The organism is Sphingobium sp. TomMM35A, assembly GCF_054771735.1.
On the sequence record NZ_BSRC01000001.1, the window covers coordinates 2080307 to 2097850 of the forward strand.

Genomic DNA, 17544 nt, shown 5'->3' on the forward strand with positions numbered 1-17544 from the left:
TGTTCTGTTAGGAAGGGCGAATTCATGAAGCAAATGGTGAATTGGCGGCGTTTGACGAAAAAGAAGAGATAGTATAGGGGGGTATCCTATGCATATTATCGAGAACAGGGACAAGCTGCTGGCGCGGGTGCGGCGCATTGCAGGACAGGTGGGCGCGATCGAGCGGCAGTTGGGCGGCGAGGCGGACTGTTCCGAGACATTGCAGCTAGTCGCGTCGGTGCGCGGCGCGGTGGGGAGCCTGATGGAGGAGTTGATCGAGCAGCATATGCGCGATCATGTCGCCCGCCCCGGCCTGACCGACGCGGAGCGGCAGGCTGCGTCGGAGGAGATGCTGGCACTGATCCGGCGGTATGGGAAATGACGATGCACGACCATGGCCACCATCACGGGAACCATCACCACGGAGACCATGGGCCATCGAGCGCCCTCCCCCCCTCTCCCGTCAATGGGGACGAGGAGGAAAGCCATTATTTCGACCATATCTACCTCAGCGCCGGGCATGACAAGAACGCGCGGCGGACGTTGTGGGTCGTATGGCTGACCGCCGCGACCATGGTGGTCGAGATCGCTTTCGGCTGGATCACCGGGTCGATGGCCCTGCTGGCCGATGGGTTCCACATGGCGACCCATGCCGGCGCGCTGGCGGTGGCGGCGGCGGCCTACAGCTATGCCAAGCGCCATGCCCGCAATCCCCGCTTCACCTTCGGCACGGGCAAGGTCGGCGACCTGTCGGGCTTTGCGTCCGCCCTTCTGCTGGGCGTGACCGCGCTGTTCATCCTGGTTGAATCCGTGCTGCGCTTCTTCGAGCCGGTGCCGGTAAAGTTCGGGGAAGCAACGCTAGTCGCGGTGGTCGGCCTGGCCATCAACCTGATCAGCGCGCTGCTGCTGGGTCATGACCATAGCCATGATCATGGTCACGGCCATGATGGGCACCGCCATGATCATCAGGACGGACATGTCCATAAGCATGGCCATGAAGATAATAACCTCCGCGCGGCCTATGTGCATGTGCTGACCGACGCATTGACGTCGGTGCTGGCGATCGCGGCACTGCTTGCCGGGCGTTATATGGGCTGGTTGTGGCTCGATCCGGCGGTCGGCATCCTGGGCGCGGTGGTGATCGCCCGCTGGGCCTGGGGACTGATGAAGGACACTGCCGCCATCCTGCTGGACAGCGCGGAGCCCGCGCTGATGAAGCGGATCAAGACGCTGGTGGAGGCGGAGGGCGGCACCATTCATGACCTGCATGTCTGGCGGGTCGGGCCGCATGCCCATGCGGCGATCATCAGCCTGGCGCCCGGCGGTGATGCGGCGGCGGTTCGTGCGCGGGTGCGCAGCCTGCCCCGGATGGAGCACGTCACGGTGGAGTGCGGTTGACGGGATCTGAGATCCGGGCGTTCGCTGGGATGACGTTGATTGGGGCGGGTGATACATTGTGTCACCCAATCGAAATATAGCTGTCACTTGTTTGTCATCGAAATTTCATAGGCCGCACCTCGATTGAGACAGGGGATTCGTGGTGACAGGTTCAAACAGGAAGCGCATGGCTCTGGCAGTGAGCATGCTGGCGTTGATGCCGGAGGTGGCGCAGGCGCAGAGCAATGAGGAGTTGCAGCGCCAGATCAACGAGCTGAAGGCGCAGATACAGGCGCTGACCAGCGCACTGGCAAACAATGGCGGGCGCGGGAGCGCGAGTGCGAGCAATGCCGCGTCCCCTGCCCCATCAGCGAGCGCTCCAGCGCCGGCACCGGTGGCTGTCGCCGCTGCGCCCGGACAGCCGGTGGTGACGCAGACTGCGGCTCCCGAGAAGAAGTCGAAGCCCTGGTATGAGCGGCTGTCGCTGCGCGGTTACACGCAGATGCGTTACAACGCCTTCCTGTCGGGGGATGACACGGCTCCGGCAGGCCAATCGCGCCTGCGGTCGGTGCATGACAGCTCCATTTCCGACAAGAGCAGCTTCTCGCTGCGCCGGGCGCGCCTGGTCGTCCAGGGCGATGTTTCCGATCGGGTCTCGCTCTACCTTCAGTCCGATTTCGCTGCCGCGGTCAACAACCAGGCGGGTAGTGAACGGCGGGAAGGCTTTGTGCAACTGCGCGACGCCTATGCCGACATCTTCCTGGACAAGGCCAAGACATTCCGCCTGCGCCTGGGCCAGTCGAAGGTGCCCTATGGCTGGGAGAATATGCAGTCTTCGTCCAATCGCCTGACGCTGGATCGCAGCGATGCGATCAACAGCGCCGTGCCGGGCGAACGCGACCTGGGCATCGTCGGCTACTATACGCCGGCGTCGGTCCAGAAGATCTGGGACCGGCTGGGGCATGACGGACAGAAGCTGTTCGGCAATTATGGCGCATTTGGCTTCGGTGTGTTCAACGGTCAGGGGATCAACAGGACCGAGCAGAATCGAGGCCTGATGAAGGTCGCTTTCGCAACATGGCCGTTCGAGCTGGACGGTCTGGGCGGCATGTTCGAGGATCAGGTATTCGAAATCGGCGGATCGGCGATGATGAACGATGTGCAGCCGGAGGTGCGCAGCGGATCGACGACTGTGATCAGCTCGCAGGCTTATGACGATGATCGGGTCGGCATCCATGCGATGCTCTATCCGCAGCCCTTCGGCATTCAGGCGGAATGGAATTGGGGCAAGGGGCCTGAGTTCGATCGGGTGAGCCGGTCGATCGAGACGAAGAAGCTGAACGGCGGCTATGTCCAGATGATGTATCGCCTGCCTACCGATTCAATCGGCGTGCTGATGCCCTATGGTCGGTGGCAACATTATCGCGGGGGTTGGAAGGCATCGACCAATGCGCCGCGTCTGGAAACGGATGAGTTCGAACTGGGGCTGGAATGGCAGCCGTGGAAGGCGCTGGAGATCACGCTGGCCTATGCGCGGATGAAGCGGGCCGAAGCGGACGAGCGGCGCACGGGCCGTGCAACCGGCGATTTGATCCGCACGCAGGTGCAGTGGAATTATTGAGCTGGAAGTTGCGGGCGGTCAGCCTTCGCCGATCGCCTGCCCCGCCGCCCAGCCGCTGGCCCAGGCCCATTGGAAATTATAGCCGCCCAGCCAGCCGGTGACATCGACCGCTTCGCCGATCGCGTAGAGGCCGGGGACGCGGCGTGCCTCCATCGTGCGGGAGGAGAGTTCGGCGGTGGAGATGCCGCCAACCGTGACCTCCGCCTTGGCGAAGCCTTCGGTGCCATTGGGCGTGAAGGACCAGGACGCGAGGCGGCGCTGCGCCTCTTCCAGCTTACGGTCGGCGATATTGCCAAGATCGCCGGGAAGCGCGAGGCGTTCGGCAAGGGCGTCAGCGAGGCGCGCGGGCAGAGAGGCGCGTAGCAGGCTGACCAGCGAGGCGCGGGGCTTGCCGCGTTTGGCTTGCGTCAGCCAGTTGGCAGGCATGTCGGGCAGGAAGTCCAATGCGACTTCGCCGCCATGACGCCAATAGGAGGATATTTGCAGGATCGCCGGGCCGGACAGGCCGCGATGGGTGAGGAGCGCGGCTTCGCGAAAGGCGGTCTTGCCGTGACGGGCGATCACCGGGGTCGAGACGCCGGATAGTTCGCGGAACAGCATGTCCTCGCCGCCAAGGGTGAGCGGGACGAGTGCGGGGCGCGGCTCCACCACCTTGAGGCCGAACTGGCGGGCAAGGTCATAGGCGAAACCGGTTGCGCCCAATTTGGGGATGGAGGGGCCGCCGGTGGCGATGACCAGCGCGGGGGCCTCTACGGTCCTGTCTCCATGATTGACGCTGAACCGGCCATCGGCGTGGGTGATGGGGCCGAGCGCGTGGCCGAGGAGGATGGTGACGCCGCCCGCCTCGCATTCGGCGAGCAGCATGGCGACGATCTGCCGCGCGGAATGATCACAGAAAAGCTGGCCAAGCGTCTTTTCATGCCAAGCGATGGCATGGCGTTCGACCAGCGCAAGGAAATCGGACGGCGTGTAGCGGCCAAGCGCGGACTTGGCGAAATGGGGATTGGCGGAGAGGTAGCGGTCCGGCGCGGTGTGGATATTGGTGAAGTTGCAGCGGCCCCCGCCCGAGATCAGGATCTTCTTTCCCGGCTGGTCGGCATGGTCGAGGACGAGGACGCGCTTGCCGCGCTGCCCGGCCGCTGCCGCGCACATGAGGCCTGCTCCGCCAGCGCCGAGGACGATGGCGTCGAATGGATCAGCAGGGCCGGACAAGATCAACCTGCGGCGAGCGCATCCATGATCTGGCGAATGGGAGCGAGATCATAGCCCGCCGCTTCCGCCTTTTCGCTCAAGACCGTGGGGTGATCACCGGCGCGGGCGCGCGTCAGAGCCCAAAGGAGCGTGCTGCGGGTGCCGGAGCGGCAATAGGCGAGCACCTTCCCCTCGCCTGCTTCGTTGAACGCCGCCGCCATCGCATCGAGCTGCCATGGGGCGAAACCGCCATGGGCTACGGGAACGGCAGCGTAGGCGAGGCCAGCCGCTTTTGCCGCTGCTTCGATTTCCGCGCCGTTGGTCTGGCCCGCTTCCTCGTCATCGGGGCGGTTGTTGATGATGACGGTCACACCCAATGCCCTGGCTTCTTCTACCTGATCCACGCTGATCTGGGGGGAGACGTAGAGGCTGGGGGTGATCTGACGGAACATGGGACGGGGACTCCTTCTGCCGCGAGCCATGCGCTTGTGGGGGGAGGGTTTCAAGGGGTTTTGGCAGGCGGAGGCGCACGGGCCGCTGGGGGGATGAATTATGGTTCACGCGGAGGCGCGGAGACGCGGAGGTGGATTGAGGTGAGGGTATTCGTGTCTTGGTGGATTTGCGGGAGACGGGCTGGTTTTACTGCGCTCCGCGCGCGAACGGCAGACGCGTCTCTGGGCAGTCTTCTCTCCGCGGCTCCGCGGCTCCGCGTGAACCAAGCTCTGCTTCCAAATAGGCCTAGCTGCTGAAGCAACAAGGCTCCCTGGCCTCTCCGCTGAAGGAGAGGATTAGAGGTGCGGGCGGATGGCGGCGAGGAAGGCGTCGCCATATGCGTCGAGCTTGCGCTGGCCGATGCCGCTGATGTGGCCGAGTTCGGCGAGGCTCGACGGGCGCTGTTCGGCCATTTCGCGCAGGGTGGAATCGTGGAAGATCACATAGGGAGGCACCCCCTGTTCCTGCGCGAGTTCGCGGCGGCAGGCGCGCAGGGCATCGAACAGCGGATCGCCTACGGGGTTTTCCGCCTTTCCGTTGCGTGCGTTGCGGCGGCGCTCCCGGCGGGGCGGGAGGACGAGGCTGACCGCCTCTTCTCCACGCAGGATGGGGCGAGCGCTCGGGCCGAGTTCGAGGCCGCCATGTTCATTAGTTTGCAAAGCATCTTTTACCAGAAGCGCGCGGGAAACCGGGCGGAGGAGCGGCGTTTCTTCTCCCGACACGATGCCGTAGACCGAGATTTTGTCATGGCCGCGTTCGCGGATGCGGTCGGTTACGGCACCGGTCAGCACCTGTTCGATATGGCCGACGCCGAAGCTCTGGCCGGTGCGATAGACGGCGGAGAGGAATTTGCGGGCCGTCTCCGTCGCGTCGATGCTGGCGGGGGGATTGAGGCAGTTGTCGCAGTTGCCGCATGTGGCAGGCGGATGCTCGCCAAAGTGGCGGAGCAGGATGGCGCGGCGGCAGGTGCCTGTTTCGACAAGGCCGCCAAGTGCGGTGATGCGGGTACGCTCGCCCTGCTGGCGGGCGGGATCGAGTTCGGCGATGCGCTGGCGGGCCCGGGCGAAGTCGTCGGCGCCCCAGAAGAGGTGCGCTTGCGCGGGCTCGCCGTCGCGGCCTGCGCGGCCGGACTCCTGATAATAGCCCTCGATCGATTTTGGCAGCGCGGCGTGGGCGACGAAGCGGACGTCGGGCTTGTCGATGCCCATGCCGAACGCGATGGTCGCGACCATGACCATGTCTTCGCTGGCGATGAAGGCGGCCTGACTGGCGGCGCGGACGGCGGGGTCGAGCCCGGCATGATAAGCGCGGGTCGGGCGACCGGTGCGGGTCAGTGTCTCGGCCAGCTTTTCCGTCGCGGCGCGGGTGGGGGCATAGACGATGCCGGGGCCTTCGCTGGCGGCGATGAGCGCGGACAGCTGGCGCGGCAGGCCGTCGCGGGGATGGACGGCATAGCGGATGTTGGGCCGGTCGAAGCCCGCGATGATCAGGCCTTCGCGCGGGATGCCGAGCTGGACGAGGATGTCGTCGCGGGTGTGATGGTCCGCTGTGGCGGTTAGCGCCAGGCGGGGGACTTGCGGGAATTCGTCGAGCAGCGGGCGCAGCAGGCGGTAGTCGGGGCGGAAATCATGGCCCCATTCGGAGACGCAATGCGCTTCGTCTATGGCGAAGAGGGCAACTTTCGTGGCGCGAAGGAGATTGCGGAACCCCTCCCCGCTGGCGCGTTCGGGCGCGACGTAGAGGAGGTCGAGGTCACCATTGCGCAGGCGGTCCTGCGTCTCGCGCCAGTCGGCATCGACGCTGGTGAGGCTGGCGGCGCGAATGCCGACCGCCTGGGCCGCGCGGAGCTGGTCATGCATCAGCGCGATGAGCGGGGAGATGACGACGCAGCAGCCATCGAGCGCGACGGCGGGCAGTTGATAGCAGAGCGACTTGCCCGCGCCGGTCGGCATGATGGCGAGCGTGGGCTGGCCCGCCATGATGCGGCCGACGACCTGTTCCTGCACGCCCCGGAACGCCGGGAAGCCGAAGATGTCGTGGAGGAGAGTGGGGATGTCGGGGCGCATCCGAGGGCTGTAGCGGTTGTGGCTGGAGAGGCAAATAATGGGTTCACGCAGAGGCGCGGAGATTTTAAGATGCGCTGCGCGCGGGCTTTTTGTCTCTGCGCGCTCTGTGCCTCGGCGCGATCAGTCCAGCGGGTCGAGCAGGCAGCCCCAGCCCTTGCGGTAGCGTGCCGTGCGGGAGGCGAGAAGCGGGACGCTGGCTTCGACGCTGCGCGATTCGGGGTCGTCGGAGAGGGTGACGAAGGTCATGCCGGGTTCCTTGTCATGCCTGCAGCTGTCCATGCCGCGCCCCTCCACATAACGGCAGGAGCAGGTGATCCGTGCGCCATAACCCGCGCCCACGGCGGCGCGGGCGCGCATGCCGCTCCAGTTCCACGCCAGCAGCAGGACGAGCAGCACTGCAATGGCGGCGAGCGCATAAATCCATTTCGGGCGTGCGGGCATGCTCCCCTTTCCGATGAGCCGTGCTAAGGGCGCGGCTTATGAAGCTCGAGCGGAAAAGCGTAAAGCCTGTTGGCATCGGCATCGCCATTTTGTCGCTGCTGGCGCTTGCTGGCGGACTGGCGGTGCGCGCGGCGGACCCGGCGCCCGGCTATCAGGTGACGGCGCCTTCGGGGGTGAGCGAAGCGGATCTGCGCGCGGTGATCGATCCGCTGTTCGAGGGCGAGGAGGATGTCGGCGAGACGCGGGCACTGATCGTCATGCACCGGGGCGAGATTATCGCGGAACGCTATGCGGTCGGGTTCGGGCCGGAGACGAAACTGCTCGGCTGGTCGATGGGCAAGAGCGTAACGGCGGTGCTGGTCGGGTTGATGGTCGCGGATGGGCGGCTGGCACTCGATTCGCCTGTGCCGGTCGCGACGTGGGGCCAACCGGGCGATCCGCGCGGGCGGATCACGCTGCGGCAACTGCTCGCCATGACGTCAGGGCTGGACCATGTAGAGGACGATGAGCCGCTGGCGCAGGCCGACACGGTGCGCATGCTGTTCACCGACGGCGCACAGGACATGAGCGGCTTTGCCGAGGCCAAGCCGCTCGCCCATGCGCCGGGGTCGCGCTTTTCCTATTCGACCGGCAACACGCTGATCCTCGGGGACCTGATGGCGCGTATGCTGACGAGCAATCCCGATCCCGATGCGCGGCGGCAGGCGATGCAGACCTTTATCGACGGGCGGCTTAAGATCCCGGCAGGGATCAGGAGCCTGACGGTGGAATATGACGCGGCGGGCACGATGATCGGCGGCAGCTTCCTGCACATGACCGCGCGCGATTATGCGCGATTTGGCGAACTGCTGCGCAACCATGGGCGTGGCCCCAATGGACATCAGATCGTGCCGGAGAAGTGGGTCGATTTCATGCGGACCCCCTCTCCCCGCAATCCGGCTTATGGCGCGCATCTCTGGTTGAACCGGGAGAGCGACGAGAGCGCACTGATGCCGGGAGACGCGCCGCGCAGCCTGTTCGGCTGTGTGGGGCACGGCGGGCAATATATATTGGTGTCGCCGGGGCAGTCATTGACGGTGGTGCGGATTGGAGCGTCACCGGATAAGGAACAACGCGCAGCGCTCAAGCAGGGGCTGGCGAGATTGATGCGGCTGTTTCCGGCCTGAGGTTTAGACGGGTACGGGTGCCGCTATATTCTGACGGCCGGAGCGGCACTGCGGCCTGAAAGGCAAGTGAGGGGCCTCGACAAGCTCAGCCCGAACGGGGTGGCCGAAAGTCGGCTAATTTAGGTCGATGCGCCAGTGGCCAAAGGTCGACCCAGGCCAAAGCGGCCGAGCAGTTGCCGCCATCGGCGAAGCGGTTGCTTTATAGGCGGGTCGATCGGCGATATGCGATGCACGTCCAGCAGGTCGAAGCCCGACCGCCTTCCTTCGACCTTCACTCGCATTCCCAGATAGCGCCGTGCAGATCGAGGCGCGTCCAGCTGCCAGATGCCACCGCCATCCGTTTCCAACGCACAGCCCCATCGGCCCGGGCGCAATATTCCGGTTTCCACATGACATAGGCCTCTAGGCATCCGGGTTCATCCCGGAAGCCGATGGCGGCGCAGTTCGGCAGCGCCATCTAAGGCTGACAGGCGATCGAAGATGGCGCGCTTGAGCAGCGGCGATGCGTGGATGAGATGTTGAAGTTCGCGGATCGCGCCATCAATCACGCCCTTGTCATAGTCACTGACTGCGGTGCGACGCGTGGATGGCGGCGTCGGATCGACGAAGAAGCATATGCTGTCCTGTTCGCCCGCCAAAAGCTCTACATGATGCTGCCTGAGCCGATCGATCAGCATGTCGGCGACATATTGTTCCCATTTCATATCCGTGCCCATCTTTCCAACGCTGGAGGTCTGTCCCGCACTCAACAGGTGAGCCCAAAAAAAGGGCGCGCCGAAATCGACGCGCCCAGTGCATGAGGAGAGTTGGATCAGAAACCGAAGCTGATACCGCCGCGGATCTGAGCCAGGCTGTTGTGCCCGCCGAAGCCGTAACCACCGGACAGGAACAGGTTGACGCGCTTGTTCACAGAAGCGTCGATACCCAGTTCGATCAAGCCATGACCATCGGGGTCGACGCCCTTCAGGTTGAAGGCATTGCCGCCACCCACATATTGAACGGTGCGGTCGCTGCCGATGTTGCCCTGGAAGCTGTACTGCACCTTGGCATAGGGGCGGTATGCGACGCCTTCGACGTCGCCCAGCAGGGCACCCGCCTTCACACCGATGATCGGCGAGAAGACCGTCTTCGACGCATCATCCACACGCAGACCGATGCCTGCGCCACCTTCTTCGGTGAAGCCGTTCATCGACCAGCGGCGCAGAGCCAGCTTACCATAGGGCGTCACGACGAGACCGTTGCCGGCCGCGAAGTCATAGCCCAGTTCAAGGCTGGCATCCCATTGCGAGCCCTTGAAGTCGCCTTCGATGGTGCGGGCAAGCAGGGTCAGGTCGCGTTCGACTTCGAACTTCGAGAAGCCGTAGGCGAACTGGAAGCTGCCGTAGAAGGGACCAAAGCCCTGGGTCGCATAGGCACCGATGGTGTAGGTGCGGACCTGCGCTTCTTCCGGCGAACCCTTGGCCGACACGTCATGCTGACCATAGCCGAAGCCGATGCCGAAGGCGCCGTCTTCCTGATAAGCGACGTCGATACCGAAGGCGCCACCATAGCTGTTGGTCTTGATCTTCGACGCGCCCGAGCGGGTGCCGCCCGTCTTCGCGAAATTAGCCGAGGGGTTGAACCAGATCTGGGTGCCCAGAGCCTCTCCATAACCGCGACGCGCCGCCAGACGGCTGACCGTGGTGTTGAAGACGGCGTTCTGATCCACCGCAGCAAGCGAACCGTAGATCTCCGCCGAGGAAAGCTCGTTGAAGACCTGCGCCGCCTGTGCGCTGTTGAGGCGCCAGTCGAGGCCAGCCGCGATATTCGCGATGTCCTGCGCATTGGCGATCTCGGTCGCGGTGGCAAAGCCGTTGCCGCCGGCAGCGTCCGTTTTAACGCGGGCGATGACGTCAGCAAGCGCGCTGTCCAGACCCACAGCCGCAGCAGCCGCGTTGCGGTTGGTCGCGCCAACAGCATAGCTGTTGCGGGTCGCTTCGATCGACACGGTCTTGGCAGCCGTGTCATGCGTCAGGCCGAAGGTCACGAACTGCGAGTTCAGCGACGAGGTAGCCGTTGCCGTGACATCACCCGTACCCGTGTAGGTGAACAGCGTGTAGCCGTCGCCCGTGGAATAGAGGCTGTCCTTCGACACGGTCACCGCGACCTTGCCAGCGAGGTTCAGGTTCCCGTCCACCGTGACGAATGACGGGGTCGAGAAGACACCGGCATTTTCCGGAGTGGTGAAGTAGGGAATGCCCACGCCGCCAGTGATCGGGCCCAGAACTTCCGGAGCCGTGCCGCCATTGGCAATGGTGAGGCCGTTGCGGATCAGCGAAGGATTGACGCCCACAACCGTCGTGCCGGTGGCACTCTGGGTATAGTTGCCCTGCTGATAGACTTCGATGCCCTTGATCGCTTCTGGACCCGGCGTGACGATGCTGTTGCCGACCGTGCGGATGACGGTGGGCGCGCGGCGGCCGATGACCAGGGTCGCATCATTGTTGATGTTGCCCTTGATCCCGAAGACCGCATCGTCCGAACCGGCCACGTCGAGCTGAAGCTCGCCAGCCTGCACGTTGAGGTTGCCGACATCCATCGTCCAGGCGGCAGGCGTGGAGCCTTCGGCCGGGACATATTCGGCACCCGTCACGACGAAGGTGCCAGCACCGGTCTTGTTGACGGTGTTGACGCCAAGCACGCGAACCGCAGTCGGGCCGAACAGGCCTTCTGCGTCCTCTGGCAATTCGGCCAGAGGATTGAACGCCACTTCGTCGGAAGCGACTGGCTTGAACTGGCTGGCACCCAGGAAGCCAGCACCGTTCAGGTTGACCGTGGTGTTGGTCAGGAACGCGCCGTTGTCATCGCGCTGGGCGTCAATGTCGCCGAGCGTGATCGAGCCGTTGTTGAGGTTGATCGTGGCGTTGATGTCAGCCGTCTTGACGGCAGCTTCGCCACCGACGGTCAGGTTGAATGCAGCCGGATCGACCTGCGACGGATCAAGCGGAACGCCCGCGCCCGAGACCAGCGATGACAGTGCAGAAGCAACATCGTCCTGCGTCGAAACCGCGCCGGTGACGTTGAAACCGCCAGAAACGCCGTTCTGATCGACGGTGTAGGTCTGTGCAGCCGGAGCGGCGGTGACGGTGACGGCCGTCGTATTGACGGTCGCATCGACAGTGGCCGTGCCGCTGAACGCCGACCCGCCGAGCGTCGTGGTGCCCGTCAGGATGCCGTTGTTCGTGACAGTACCGGTGACGCCTTCCAGCTCTACGTCGCCAAAGGCGATGCCGCTGTTGGTGAAGCTGGCGTTGCCGCCGACCGGAGCCGCCGTGATGCTTGCCGCGATGGTGCGGGTGCCAGCATCAGCCGGGTTCGTGTCGGTGATCGTCGCGCTGCCGCCCTGTTCCAGCGCCGAAACGTTGAAGACATTGCCTGCGCCGAGTGTACCGGCCGAGCCATTGTTGACGAACGAGGCAGAGGTGAGGCCTTCAACATCGACATCGCCAAGGACGGTTCCGTCGTTCGTGACCGAAGCCGCCGCGCCAACTGGCTGACCAGTGAACGTCGTCACGACGCTGACAGGAGTGAAGCCGTCCGCCGCATAGGTGGTGACAACTTCCTGGTTGCCATCGATACCGACGCTGCTCGCGGACAGGTTGCCGCTTGCGAAGCTTCCATCGCCAATCACGCTGCCTTCGCCGATGGTGATCGACGCGCCGCCCAGGCCCGAAGCGAAGACATCGCCCGCAACGCTGGGCACGCCCTGCTGCGAGGGAGCATCCACGACAACCGAAGCCTGACCGCCTGCAGAGGTGAAGCTGGTGGTTTGCGTGCTTGTCGTTAACGAGGGAACGCTGCCTGCGAGGGTATACTCGTCGACCAGTTCAAAATTCGTCAGGCTGGTATTTGCAGAAGCAATTACTGATTCGCCTACCGAACCGGTGATGTTGACGCTTGCGTCACCAAAGCTTGCGAAAGCTTCAGCGGAACCTTCGATCCGACCGGCATTGTTAAGCGTGGCATTGCCTGCCGCAGCGGGTGCATCCGTCGTGAAGGATGAAGTTTCCACAAGCGAGCCGTCGCCTGCTGCGTTTTCCGTGCGGACGGAGGAGGACGCAAGCGTGAAGGCGGGCGAGAGCGCGCTGCTGACGGACACACTGCCTTCGACTGACGAGTTTGCGCCAATGTCAGCCAGAGCCGATCCGCCAGAGACATTTACCGACCCGCCGACATTGCTGTCGCCAGCAAGCGATACGGAGGCGGCGCCGCCGGTCTGTTCGCTGCTGGACTGGCTGTCCAGGGTGCTGGTGAAGCCTTGGAACACGCCCGCGTCATAGTTGTCGGTCTGTACCGTCGCGAAGGAGCTTTCGCTGGCGAAACCCTGGCTGGTGGAGCTGATGTTGCCCGCGACTTGCCCGCCATTGAGGTTGACGCTGCTGCCAGCAAAGCCGTTCGAGTTTACCGAACCGGTAAGACCGGAATCGCCAGGAGCGACCGTGCCGCTGATATTAACTGTGCTCGTGCCGCCCGTCGTCGCCGATTGCGACGAGAAGGTGCTGCTGTTGACGACCGCGCCAGTGCCTGCGCCATCGCGCGAGTCGGTGACGACGTCGGTGCTGCTGCTGGCAGATGAAAAGCCCTGCGCCGTGGACGACACATCGCCGTAAACGCTGCCGCTGATGGTGGCCGTGCTGTTGCCCGCGGTGAACTGGCTGACGCTGCCATCATTGCCGGTGCCGAAGTTCAGCGAGCCATTGATGCCTGCATAGGTGCCGTCGATGTCGCCGCCAGCGCTTTCGCTCGAGCTGCTCGCCACCGTGGTCGTAGTCGTTCCGGAGACGGTCGTTGTCGGACCAGTGCTGGTCGAGACAGTGCTGCTGCTAACCGCAGTCGTCTCGCCGAGGACCTGGCCATTGTTCGCGATGGTGATCGCGCCCGTGTCCGAATCTGCATCGACGTCGCCGCTGATGCGCCCTGCGGCCGCGTTGGTGATCGAGATCGCGCCATCCGTGGTCGAGGCAAAGGCGCTGCCACCCACTGAGCCGCTGTTGGCCAAAGTGACAGAACCGGTCGTCGCCGCGCCAACAAGGTCGCCATCGACGGCACCGCCGTTGTTGACTGAGACGTTTGCGGTATCGAGGGCCAACCCGACCAGGCTGCCGCTCACTTCGCCCGCGGGGCCATTCACCAGCGTCACATCGCCATAGGCCGAACCGATGACGTCGCCGTCCACGACAGCATTGTTGGTGATCGAAGCCGTGCCGCCGAAGCCGCTCGCGCTGATGCTGCCTGCTACTTCGCCATTGTTGGTGGCGGTGAAGCTGTTCGCCGCAGCCGTGGTTCCGACGCCGCCAAAGGCGATGCCGGTCACCCGGCCGTCATTGGTCAGCGAAATCGCACCGTCGCCTTCGCCGGACGCATAGCCGCCCGCGACGAAATCATAACGGACGGTGCCGCCGGTGATGTCAGCCCCAGCGGCGATCGTGACGTTCAGATCGGGATTGGCAGGCGTCGTGATCGCAGCGTCGATGGCAGCGTTCACTGCAGCGGCGGTGCCTGCGCCGGTGGGCACGTTCACAGCGGCAGGAGCGGCAGAGGCTCCGCTGGCGTTGGCAAGCAGCGCCATCGCCGGCATCGAGGCTGACAAAAGCAGCATCCGATGCAGTTTCGAGTTAGTTCTCATTCGTCTTTCCCCTAGTCATCGTGCAAAGCCGCGAAGCCAAGCGGCGCAGGGGAGAAGGCCCGGGGCGACACCAGCCCGGCCTTTCCGCATCTAAATGCGCGGTGAAAAATCCCCTTCACCCCCTGCACAACGCCAGACGCACTTCGCGTGCGTGTGCGCAACTTGCGCAAACGTCCTATGCGCAATCCCTTTTCTTCGCAACGGCTTTTTGCGGTAGCGCAAACAGAAGCGCAAATGACTCCGAATTTATGAGCTTTTGTCTCCGCATCGGAGGGATTTGGATGAATTTTCTAGATATTCATGTGCGCAAATTGTATAGATGTTCAATATGCAATTGGCAGGTTTGCAGCGGAAATGTGAAGCCCTCTAGAAACCATTGATAGGAGGCCGGGCGTTTGCGCGGCTGCCGTTTCTATCGAAGTGGTCACACCGGTGTGCCCAGAGCAGGCGCGGAACAACATGCCTTTTGACTATGAATGGGATCAGCAGAAAGCGCGCGGGCTGATCAGTTGCCTGATCGAGGAAACCGGCCTTTCCGCGACCGAAGTCGCGCGGCGATCAGGCTTGTCACCATCGACGCTCACTCGGATCTACCCCACGCCATCGGTCGGCTATTCCCTCTCCGCCCGAAGCATCGCCAAACTCAGGGAAGCCTTTCCCGAGCCGTTCGCCATGTGCGAGGCGCGGGGCAGCGTGGCTTCGATCCCGAGCCACAGCCATATGGTGAAGGAACGGCCGCTGCCCTTTGCGATGCCTGGTGATCGATCGATACCCGTCTACGCCGCTTCGCTTCTATTCCCCGACGACGACAGCATATCGGTCGCAAATGACCTGGAAATCTGGGAAGGCGACTTTACGCAGCCGGCTGCCTACATGCCTGCTCCGTTCGGCCGTGGCGACGCCAACCGCTATTTCGCCATCTACATCCCCAGCGAGGCCATGGAGCCACGCTTCCGGGCTGGTGAGCGCGTCATATTGGACAGGATCAAGCCTGCGTCCATCGACACAGATGTGATCGTGCAGCTGCGCGACGACGACGAGCGGTCCTTATGGACGATCGGCAAGCTGAGCGCCCGGGATCGCAACCTGATCGGCCTGACGCAATATAAGGATCGGGTGACCGCCTCCATTCACCGCAGCAAGGTGCGGCATATCTTTCCCATCATAGCGATGCTCGACGACGAAGCCTGAGGCAGCGCGGCTCTACAGCAAGAATTGCCCCTCTATTACCGTGCGGCAGGCTCCGGTCAGGGTGACGCGGTCGTCTTTCAGTTGGCAACTCATACTGCCGCCGCGTAGTGAGGCTTGAACGGCGCTGAGCTTCGTCTTCCCGAGCCGGGCTGCCCAGAAGGGAGTGAGCAGGCAGTGCGCTGAACCGGTCACGGGGTCCTCGTCCACGCCGCCGCCGGGCACGAAGACGCGGCTGATGATGTCGCTGTCTTCGCCTGGAGCCGTCGCGATGAGCATGATGTCGCCCAGCGCTTTCAGGGCCGCATAGTTGGGCTGAAGCGCGCGGATGGCGGCAGCATCGGGGAAAAGGAAGAGGCTATAGCCGCCGTCGCGCCAGTGGGCCTCGATTGGGGCGCCGCCTAGCCCGGCGGCAAGGTCAGGCAGCGCTCGCGGCTCCATGTGCCAGGCGGGCAGCGAGAGGGCATAGCCGTCGCGATCCCTTGCCACCGTGAGGACGCCTGCATGCCGGGTGCGGAAGCGAAGCGCGGTGCGGCCGCCCATGAGAACATGGCCGCTTGCGAGGGTAGCGTGGCCACACAGCTTTACCTCGACCGTGGGCGTGAACCAGCGCAGCGCATAATCGGCGTCCGGATCATCAGGCAAGGGAACGGTGAAGGCGGTTTCCGACAGGTTGTTTTCCGCCGCGATCGCCTGAAGCGTCGCATCGTCGAGCCAGCGGCCGAGCGGCATCACAGCGGCCGGATTGCCAGTGAAAGGCGCGTCGGCGAAGGCGTCGACCTGGTTGAAAGGAAGGCTGGTCATGGAGATTGTCCTGGCTGGTGACGCCATGATGGCGGGATGCGGGGCGGGAAGACAGGGCCAGCGGAGACATATTGGTCTGGGTTCGAATATTGGGTGGGGAGCGACGTGGCGTTCGGTGTAGAGGCCCGAGATGCCAGCCTTCGCTGGCATGACGATGAGCAGGGGTGGAGACGATTGCCCGTCAGGCATGTCAAATCGCTGGCGTGGCCGCCGCATTCGGCGATGGAGCCAGCTTTACTGACGTGAGGTACAAACGAAATGGGCCAGCCACATTCATGGCTGGCCCGTGTTCGCGGCTTGAGGGGACGCTTTGACCGTCAGGCCATGCTTAGCATGGTGACGCTCCCCAGGCTTACGCACTGCCGCTCGCCCTCCCGCGGGCGATCGATGCCTGCGATATTAACGCAGATTTGCTGAGTCGTCTCGCGCTAAGATAGCTTTCAACGGGAAATCCGCTCGGGTCAGCCGGTTAGGAGCCGCCACATTGCGCGCGGTGGAGCAGCTTCTGATCGGCCAGCACAAGCGCCATCATCGCTTCCACCACGGGAACGCCGCGAATGCCGACGCATGGATCATGGCGGCCCTTCGTGATGATGTCCGACGCCTCGCCCTCACGCGTGATGGTTTCCACTGGAATGAGGATCGAGCTGGTCGGCTTGAAGGCGACGCGTATCTTGACGGGCTGGCCAGTCGAGATGCCTCCGGCAATCCCGCCTGCGTGGTTGGCGAGGAAGACTGGGCCATCTTCGCCCGGCCGCATGGGATCGGCATTTTGCTCGCCCCGCAGTCGGGCCGCAGCGAAGCCGTCGCCGATTTCGACGCCCTTCACCGCATTGATGCTCATCATCGCGGCGGCCAATTCGCTGTCGAGCTTTGCATAAAGCGGCGCGCCCCAACCTGCAGGCAGGCCAGAAGCGACGCATTCGACAACCGCGCCCAGGGATGAACCGTCCTGGCGCGCGTCATCCACCATCTGCTCCCACCGCTGGGCCGCTTGCGGATCAGGGCAGAAGAAGGGGTTGTTGCCGATTTCCGCAGCATCGAACCGGGCAAAGTCGATCGCGTCTCCGCCGATTTCGCTGACATAGGCGAAGATGTCGACCTCCGGCAGGACCAGGCGGGCGACAGCGCCGGCCGCGACGCGGGACGCGGTTTCCCGTGCCGACGAACGGCCACCGCCGCGATAGTCGCGAAAGCCGTATTTGGCGTCATAGGCATAGTCGGCGTGGCCGGGGCGATAAGCCTTGGCGACATCCGAATAATCCTTGGACCGCTGATCGGTATTTCCGATCATCAGGCTGATCGGCGTACCGGTAGTGCGGCCTTCGAACACGCCCGACAGGATACGCACCTCGTCAGGCTCCCGCCGCTGGGTGGTGAACTTGGACGTGCCGGGCTTGCGCTTGTCGAGGAAGGGCTGAATGTCGGCTTCGCTCAACGGCAAGCCGGGAGGACAACCGTCCACCAAGGCGCCGATGGCTGGGCCGTGGCTTTCACCCCAGGTGGAAAAGCGGAAGACCCGGCCGAATGTGTTAAAGCTCATGCCCTGCCCTT

At 63.9% G+C, this 17544-nt stretch carries 14 protein-coding genes; 5 read left to right on the forward strand and 9 right to left on the reverse strand.

Translation table 11 applies throughout. The features are described from left to right. The first annotated feature begins 88 nt into the window (after positions 1–88). The 3 genes from ACYU8T_RS10485 to ACYU8T_RS10495 all read left to right on the forward strand — a co-directional run bounded on the left by ACYU8T_RS10485 (position 89) and on the right by ACYU8T_RS10495 (position 2977). A complete protein-coding gene (locus ACYU8T_RS10485) occupies positions 89–361 on the forward strand; it encodes a metal/formaldehyde-sensitive transcriptional repressor (protein ID WP_461159383.1) in 273 nt (90 codons plus the stop codon). Beyond that, positions 358–1377 carry a CDF family Co(II)/Ni(II) efflux transporter DmeF gene (dmeF, locus tag ACYU8T_RS10490; protein ID WP_461159384.1) on the forward strand — a complete coding sequence of 340 codons (1020 nt, stop codon included), beginning with the start codon at positions 358–360 and terminating at the stop codon, positions 1375–1377. The genes ACYU8T_RS10485 and dmeF overlap by 4 nt, the downstream gene beginning before the upstream one ends. A 166-nt stretch (positions 1378–1543) precedes the next feature. Next, positions 1544–2977 carry a porin gene (locus ACYU8T_RS10495; RefSeq protein ID WP_097092472.1) on the forward strand — a complete coding sequence of 478 codons (1434 nt, stop codon included), beginning with the start codon at positions 1544–1546 and terminating at the stop codon, positions 2975–2977. An 18-nt stretch (positions 2978–2995) separates the two neighbouring features. On the opposite strand, the gene ACYU8T_RS10500 is transcribed toward ACYU8T_RS10495, so the two are convergent. The 4 genes from ACYU8T_RS10500 to ACYU8T_RS10515 all read right to left on the reverse strand — a co-directional run bounded on the left by ACYU8T_RS10500 (position 2996) and on the right by ACYU8T_RS10515 (position 7167). Continuing rightward, positions 2996–4189, reverse strand: coding sequence for a BaiN/RdsA family NAD(P)/FAD-dependent oxidoreductase (locus ACYU8T_RS10500; RefSeq protein ID WP_461159385.1), 1194 nt, complete (start codon positions 4187–4189; stop codon positions 2996–2998). 2 nt (positions 4190–4191) lie between these two features. After that, positions 4192–4620 carry a protein tyrosine phosphatase family protein gene (locus tag ACYU8T_RS10505; RefSeq protein WP_097092473.1) on the reverse strand — a complete coding sequence of 143 codons (429 nt, stop codon included), beginning with the start codon at positions 4618–4620 and terminating at the stop codon, positions 4192–4194. 336 nt (positions 4621–4956) lie between these two features. Continuing rightward, positions 4957–6726 (reverse strand): DNA helicase RecQ, encoded by a 1770-nt coding sequence (gene recQ, locus ACYU8T_RS10510; protein ID WP_461159386.1) that lies wholly within the window; start codon positions 6724–6726, stop codon positions 4957–4959. 120 nt (positions 6727–6846) lie between these two features. Next, complete coding sequence (locus ACYU8T_RS10515; RefSeq protein WP_461159387.1) at positions 6847–7167, reverse strand: hypothetical protein; 321 nt, start codon at positions 7165–7167, stop codon at positions 6847–6849. A gap of 38 nt (positions 7168–7205) precedes the next feature. Here ACYU8T_RS10515 and ACYU8T_RS10520 point away from each other — a divergent pair, with 38 nt between their 5' ends. After that, on the forward strand, positions 7206–8333 hold the full coding sequence (locus ACYU8T_RS10520) for a serine hydrolase domain-containing protein (protein ID WP_461159388.1): 1128 nt from the start codon (positions 7206–7208) through the stop codon (positions 8331–8333). Positions 8334–8452: 119 nt separating this feature from the next. On the opposite strand, the gene ACYU8T_RS10525 is transcribed toward ACYU8T_RS10520, so the two are convergent. The 3 genes from ACYU8T_RS10525 to ACYU8T_RS10535 all read right to left on the reverse strand — a co-directional run bounded on the left by ACYU8T_RS10525 (position 8453) and on the right by ACYU8T_RS10535 (position 13971). After that, complete coding sequence (locus ACYU8T_RS10525; protein ID WP_461159389.1) at positions 8453–8743, reverse strand: DUF5818 domain-containing protein; 291 nt, start codon at positions 8741–8743, stop codon at positions 8453–8455. Positions 8744–8749: 6 nt separating this feature from the next. Continuing rightward, positions 8750–9037, reverse strand: coding sequence for a hypothetical protein (locus ACYU8T_RS10530; protein WP_247229839.1), 288 nt, complete (start codon positions 9035–9037; stop codon positions 8750–8752). 107 nt (positions 9038–9144) lie between these two features. Next, positions 9145–13971: an autotransporter domain-containing protein gene (locus tag ACYU8T_RS10535; RefSeq protein ID WP_461159390.1), complete on the reverse strand. Its 4827-nt coding sequence runs from the start codon at positions 13969–13971 to the stop codon at positions 9145–9147. Positions 13972–14457: 486 nt separating this feature from the next. Between ACYU8T_RS10535 and ACYU8T_RS10540 the strand changes: the two genes are divergently transcribed. Continuing rightward, positions 14458–15189 (forward strand): hypothetical protein, encoded by a 732-nt coding sequence (locus ACYU8T_RS10540; RefSeq protein WP_141397854.1) that lies wholly within the window; start codon positions 14458–14460, stop codon positions 15187–15189. A 12-nt stretch (positions 15190–15201) separates the two neighbouring features. Here ACYU8T_RS10540 and ACYU8T_RS10545 read toward each other — a convergent pair whose 3' ends face one another. Further along, complete coding sequence (locus ACYU8T_RS10545; RefSeq protein ID WP_461159391.1) at positions 15202–15990, reverse strand: PhzF family phenazine biosynthesis protein; 789 nt, start codon at positions 15988–15990, stop codon at positions 15202–15204. 469 nt (positions 15991–16459) lie between these two features. Next, positions 16460–17533 carry a chorismate synthase gene (gene aroC / locus ACYU8T_RS10550; RefSeq protein ID WP_461159392.1) on the reverse strand — a complete coding sequence of 358 codons (1074 nt, stop codon included), beginning with the start codon at positions 17531–17533 and terminating at the stop codon, positions 16460–16462. Between the last annotated feature and the right edge of the window lie 11 nt (positions 17534–17544).